The organism is Psychrobacter sp. FME6 (genome assembly GCF_014861365.1).
Taxonomy (GTDB): Bacteria; Pseudomonadota; Gammaproteobacteria; order Pseudomonadales; family Moraxellaceae; genus Psychrobacter.
Map to the genome: position 1 here is coordinate 1 of NZ_RRYW01000143.1, position 4,853 is coordinate 4,853.

Annotated in this window: 3 protein-coding genes; 2 read left to right on the top strand and 1 reads right to left on the bottom strand. The window is 42.4% G+C overall.

Going from position 1 to position 4,853, the window contains the following annotated elements; genetic code table 11:
* Positions 1-241: 241 nt before the first annotated feature.
* Entirely contained in the window at positions 242-2,020 is a 1,779-nt protein-coding gene (locus EI162_RS13360; protein WP_192524805.1) for an AMP-binding protein, read from the top strand.
* 170 nt (positions 2,021-2,190) lie between these two features.
* Here the strand turns inward: EI162_RS13360 and EI162_RS13365 are convergent, their stop codons facing one another.
* A complete protein-coding gene (locus tag EI162_RS13365) occupies positions 2,191-2,595 on the bottom strand; it encodes a DUF962 domain-containing protein (protein ID WP_192524806.1) in 405 nt (134 codons plus the stop codon).
* 488 nt (positions 2,596-3,083) lie between these two features.
* Between EI162_RS13365 and ppx the strand changes: the two genes are divergently transcribed.
* Entirely contained in the window at positions 3,084-4,610 is a 1,527-nt protein-coding gene (gene ppx / locus EI162_RS13370; protein WP_192524807.1) for an exopolyphosphatase, read from the top strand.
* The last annotated feature ends 243 nt before the right edge of the window (positions 4,611-4,853 follow it).

Genomic DNA, 4,853 nt, shown 5'->3' on the forward strand with positions numbered 1-4,853 from the left:
TAGCCAAAACTATCGCGCTTAGAATGACTAAACTTACTATTTTTGGCGTCGAATTGCCTAAAAAATAGTCTTTGTCAGTTCCTTAGCTGAATTCTATACAGCCCCTAATAAATATAGGGTGTTTTTTAGGAATAAAAATGCTCTACAACCTAAAAGTCTCCTTGTTTCTGAGCCTGTAATACAAAGACCCAGTTGTGCTATCCTGAGGATAACAATCACGATTTAGCAAGGATGCAACCTGATGAATAATAGCTTTGAAAATAGCGCGCCAAGCTCCCATGTTCCACCATTATGGCAAACGGCTTACGAGGAGTATGGATTAAAAAATAATTTGGATGTATTAAACGATAAGCACAATTTGCTCGACTTACTACAACCGAAAATCGATCAGCACAGTAATTCTATTGCTTTTAGTATGGGCGCGGCCACCTTAACTTTTGCACAGTTAGATACTGCGAGTCACCGCTTTGCTGCTTTTTTGCAAGCGCAAAATATCCAAAAAGGTGAGCGCATTGCGGTGCAATTACCAAATATATTGCAATATGCGGTGGTATTACTCGGCTGTTTTAGGGTAGGGGCAGTATTGGTAAACGTCAATCCGATGTATACCCACTATGAATTGGCGCATCAGCTGACAGATTCTCAAGCCTGTGGCTTGATTGTTCTTGGTGGTATGACAGCTGCTTATGATAAGTTGGACGATGAGGTTAAAGCGCAACTGTCCTTAGTCGTACATTGTTCTATTGACCCAAGCGCTGCCGCGCAAGACAACGATATTGCGTTACTTAGTCAAATTAATGATTTGTCAGTTATTACCAATGAGAGCGACGACGTTATTAACAAACGCTCAGAAACTATAGCATCTAGTGCCACCAATGCCACATCAGCTAATACTGATGTGAAACGTGATATTAGTTTTGCTCATATTATGCAGTCATACCATGCTGGGCAATGTCAGCCGGTGACGATTGCACGCGAAGATTTGGCGTTACTACAATATACGGGTGGCACAACGGGCAAGCCAAAAGGTGCGATGCTCACGCACTATAATGTGATGGCCAATATCTGCCAGTGTTATGCGATGTTTGGGACAGTTGTCGAAGCAGATCGTAGCGAGCAGGTTAAAATACTGAATCCTTTGCCGCTTTATCATATTTTCTCGTTTACCGTTTGTGGTTTACTGGGTATTTATGGCGGCTGGGAAGATGTTTTGATCACCAATCCGCGTGACATTGATGGGTTAGTCAATAGCATTGAGCAGCATCAACCACACGTGATTCCTTCGGTTAATACCTTATTTAACGGCATGCTGCATCATCCAAAATTTGCTGGTCTTGATTTTAGTCGGCTGGCATTATCTATCGGTGGCGGTACGGCAATTATCAAAGCCGTCTCTGAACGCTGGCAGCGTGTGACTGGCATGATTATCAATGAAGGTTATGGTATGTCAGAGACTTCGCCGGTTATTTCTTTTAATCCACCAGGGATAGATACCTTTAATGGCAGTGTTGGTTTACCTTTGGCCATGATGGATATCAAAATCATCGATGAGCATGGATCGGCCTGTGCGATTGGAACACCGGGAGAAGTGGGGATTAAAGGACCACAAGTGATGCAAGGTTATTGGGGTCTTGATAATACAGAGACCTTTACCGACGATGGTTATTTTAAGTCTGGCGATATCGGTAGGTTAGACGAAAAGGGCTTTTTGACATTGGTTGATCGTAAAAAAGACATGATACTGGTGTCAGGTTTTAATGTTTATCCTAATGAGGTGGAAGCGGCGCTGACCGAACATCCTAAAGTGCTGGAGGTAGCCGTCGTTGGGATTGAAGATGCGCATAGCGGTGAAGTACCCAAAGCGTTTGTGGTTAAAAATGATCCAAGCTTGACGGTTGATGAGTTGGTTGCGTTTGCCAAAGAGCGTTTGACAGGCTATAAACGTCCGCAAGCTTATGCCTTTATTGATGAGCTCCCTAAAACGGCTGTGGGTAAAATACTCCGTAAATCCTTGCGCTAAATAGCTGTGTACTAAAAAATAAAATAAGTACAAATATTATAACGCGCTACTGGGATAAATCTTCTTTGCTTGCTGTTCGCAAGCGTGACAGAGGCTGCGCAAAATTTATCCCAGTAGCGCGGTGTTCGTTTTACTGTGTTTGTTTTATAGTAGATCGACTATACTTATTTTTATCGAGCTTTATCAAATTTTCTATCTTTTAAGCTTAAATTGCCGCGCAGTACATCGGTGTACATACGAAAATCACTGGCAAAGCTTTTTAGCGGAGATTTAAAAGAGGCGGGTTTGTTTTTTTCAAAGAAAAAATGTCCCACCCATGCGCAGGCGTATCCGGCGGCAATGCCTTTAACAAGAGGTTTTACTGAGCGATTCTTGAGAGACTTTGCTAATCCTAGCAGACCAAAGCTACTGCCGGCGAAATGTAGCCGACGGCAGGCCATGTTTTGATGCTCGTCTAAATAAAAGTCATAAAACTTCTGTTTGGTTGGGTTTTCTGCATTGACAAGATAACCATTACTGGCCTTTTCGGCGATGATTGTTTTGGTTTGCGTTGTTGGGGCGGTAGGCTGTTTCATGATATTAGCTTCCTTGCTGGCTATATAACCTAGTTGGTTCATGAGGTGCATTTAGTGCAAAAAAGTAAATGCGGCTATTGTCTAATAGCACTCATAAATATTAAGATAAGTAATTGTTATTTATCGCAATATATCTATATTTTCAATGTAGCAAACCAGCATTGGCAACACAAGCTTAAAAGTTGACTCTCAGTTTTTTATTAATGATGGTTAAAACAGTGTTTAGCGATGCTGGTTGCTTACTTGCCAGCATTTGGCATAAATGCTTTAATGGCAAAAATTGCTATATAATTGCTTCGATTTAAGAGCGCAACCGTGCTATACGGCGCTATCGATATGAATGCCTCTGTTCAGTGCTGAATTGCTATAAGTTTGATGTCTTTAATTCCTAAGTGTGATTACTTTTTTATCCCCTACATTCTATATTTTAAAAGTGCGAAATCTTTTAAATATACTCTCTTTTTATCTGACACGGTACGATTTTTCTTATGCCCAATAATTACCTGAAAAACCCACCACTTGCTGAAGATGAAATGATGGCAGCCATCGATATCGGCTCCAACAGTTTTCATTTGGCCATTGCTCGTCTGGATCATGGTGAGGTGCGAAAAGTAGTGTCTATGTCTGAAAAGGTACAGTTGGCGGCAGGATTGGATGAGCATAATATTTTAGGTGCCGCTGCTGAAAAGCGCGGTCTTGAATGCCTAAGCCGCTTTGTCGCACGCTTAGATTCGGTACCTCCTGAGCGTATTAGAATTGTCGCGACCAACGCTTTACGTCAAGCCAAAAACGCCGATGACTTCATTACCCGTGCCAATAAGATTTTACCTAAACCTATCGAAATCATTGCTGGGCGTGAAGAGGCGCGTTTGATTTATTTGGGCGTCTCGCACACCAATGCCAGTAGTGATAAGCGCTTGGTCATTGATATTGGTGGTGGTTCGACAGAATTTATTATTGGTCAAGAGTTCAATCAATTACTGACCGAAAGCTTACAGATGGGCTGTGTTGCTTTTACCCAAAAATACTTTGCTGACGGACAGATTACCAAAGAAGCGTTTACTAATGCGATATCAGGCGCTCGCAAAGAAGTGCTGGCGATTAGTGGTCGTTATCAAAAGACGGGCTGGAGCAGTGTGGTTGGCTCAAGTGGTACGATTAAAGCGGTGCGTAACGTCCTTGTTTCTAAAGGCTGGGCCGATGAACAGGAGCGCATCACTTATAAAGGGGTCAAAAAATTAGAAAAATTACTACTTAAAATCGGTAACGTCGAAGATATTGACTTAGAAGGCGTCAAAGAACACCGAAAAGCGGTCTTCCCAGCGGGTGTTGCGGTACTGCGAGCAGTGATGAAAGTACTGGGTGTTGAGACCATTACTTACTCAGACGGTGCGCTACGCGAAGGGGTTATGTATGACATGCTTGGGCGTTTTGCGAGCGAAGATGTGCGTGACCGCAGTGTATTGGCGCTGATTAAGCGTTATTCAGGCGATAAAAAACAAGCCAAACAAGTGGTAAAAACCAGTCGTCATTTATTTGAGCAAGTACAAGATAAGCTTGGCTTGAGTAGTGATGACGGGGATTTACTCAGACGCGCCGCATCCTTACACGAAATAGGGTTGGCGATTGCCCACAGTAGCTATCATAAGCACAGCGCCTATTTGATGGAATATTCGGACATACCTGGGTTTTCGCAAGTCGATCAAAAGCGTATGGCGCAGTTGATGCTCAATCATCGCCGAAAGCTTAAGGCCGATATGCTAGAGCAGACTTGTGTGATTGGCGGCAATGCGCTTGTTTACCTGTGTTTGTTGCTACGTTTGGCCGTACTGGCGCATCACAGCCGCAGTGATTATGAATTACCGGCATTAGCGCTAAAAGTCATTGATGAAAATTGCTGGCAAATCACCGTTGGCGAGAGCAACGAACACTATGCTTTCTTATTGCCCGACCTACATACTGAAATTGATCAGTTCGCCAAATGGGGTGTGAAGTTGAGTATTGTAGAAGCCTAGATTTTAGTGGTTACAGTTTTTGGTGGTTACGATTATAGGTATTACGTTAAATATAAACGTAACAAAAGCGCCTTCGTCGATAATGTCATGCCATATAAGATGTGCTACTATAGCTTTTATTGAGTTTACAACTGTACTTTTATTATTTTAGACCGATAACGATACCAGATTAAACGTCACTATATTAAATATCTTAGATTAACACATGAAGTGCAATATCAAAGAGCAGGTGAAAAAGAGGCC